Below are 1,626 nucleotides of genomic sequence, written 5' to 3' on the forward strand. Positions count from 1 at the left end.
CACCACGAGGCGATCGCAGGGCGGCCCTCCCGGACGCTCGACCTCTGGATCTGCGGGAAGGAGGGCCTGCGGCGCAACTACGCCCGCGGCGAGGGCGACGTCTGTGTCGTCGAGGGCGTCATGGGGCTGTACGACGGCGACGGCTCGAGCACGGCGATGGTCGCCGAGGCGCTCGACCTCCCCGTCGTGCTCGTCGTCGACGCCAGCGCGGGGATGGAAAGCGTCGCCGCCACGGCCCTGGGTTTTCGCGAGTACGCCGATCGGATCGGCCGCGACGTCGAAGTCGCCGGGATCGTCGCCCAGCGGGCCCACGGTGGTCGCCACGCGAAGGGCATCCGGGACGCGCTGCCCGAGGAACTCGAGTACTTCGGCCGGATCCCGCCGAACCCCGACCTCGAGATTCCCGACCGTCACCTGGGCCTCGAGATGGGCGCGGAGGCGGCGCTGCCCCGCGAGGCGCTGCGGGAGGCCGCCGAGCCCCTCGAGGCCGAGCGGCTGGCAGCGGTGGCGAGCGAACCCGGCGCGCTCGATGGTGGCGTACGGATCGACGAGGGGGCGACGCCCGTCGACGCCCGCGTCGCCGTCGCCAGCGACGCGGCCTTCTGCTTTCGGTACCCCGCGACGATCGAGCGGTTCCGCGAGCGCGGCGAGGTCGTCATCTTCTCGCCGGTCGCCGGCGACCCGGTCCCCGACTGCGACGGCGTCTACCTCCCCGGGGGGTACCCCGAACTCCACGTCGAGGAACTCGAGGCCGGCGGCACCCTCGCCGACCTCGGCGAGCGCGCGAGCGACGGTCTCCCCGTCCTCGGCGAGTGCGGCGGACTGATGGCGATGAGCCGGTCGCTCTCGACCGCCGACGGCGAGCGCGGCGAGATGGCCGGGATCCTGCCCGCGGACGTGACGATGCACGACCGGTACCAGGCGCTCGACCACGTCGAACTCGAGGCCGTCGACGGCACGCTCACCGCGACAGCGGGCGAGTCGATCCGGGGCCACGAGTTCCACTACTCGAGCGCCGAGGTCGACGCCGACGCCCGCTTCGCGTTCGAGACGGTTCGCGGAACGGGGATCGACGGCGAACACGACGGCCTCCTCGAGTACGACTCGCTGGGCACCTACGCCCACGTCCACCCCGAGAGCGGGGCGTTCGATCGCTTCCTCGATCTGCTCGAGAACTGAGTTCGGACCGCCTTCCGCACCCCGTCACGTCCGCCCGGCCGTCACCGGATCGATCCTGTTGTTTGATAACAACCAGCGTGAAGGGTGGGGTATGGCAGCGGCTACGCCGACGACCGTCGTCCTGCCGACGACGGGGTGGAACGACGCCTGCGAGCAGGTCGCCGCCCAGCTTCGACCGGACGACGAACTCCTCGTCGTCTGCGACGACCGCCTCGAGTCGGTCGCCGAACGCGTCGCGGAGTATCCCGGCGTCAGGCTGATCGTCGCCGGCGAACCCGAGGGCTGTTCCGGGAAGGCCAACGCGATCGCGGCCGGCATGGAGGCCGCCGAAACGGAGCGGATCGTCTGGACCGACGACGACTTCTATAGTAGCCACTGAAAGTCAGTGCGCACCCGATCGCACGACGACTGTGCGATCGGTGTGTAAACAGTTTCAGTTGTTACTAT

1 protein-coding gene and 1 pseudogene are annotated in these 1,626 nt (G+C 70.6%); both read left to right on the plus strand.

The features are described from left to right. Positions 1 to 1,179: cobyrinic acid a,c-diamide synthase (locus tag ACNA7R_RS20255; RefSeq protein ID WP_416285338.1), on the plus strand; the 1,179-nt coding region annotated here is incomplete at its 5' end. Positions 1,180 to 1,270: 91 nt separating this feature from the next. Next, positions 1,271 to 1,546: pseudogene (locus ACNA7R_RS20260) on the plus strand (glycosyltransferase); the annotation flags it as partial. Between the last annotated feature and the right edge of the window lie 80 nt (positions 1,547 to 1,626).

Source organism: Natronococcus sp. (assembly GCF_047921035.1).
Taxonomy (GTDB): Archaea; Halobacteriota; Halobacteria; order Halobacteriales; family Natrialbaceae; genus Natronococcus.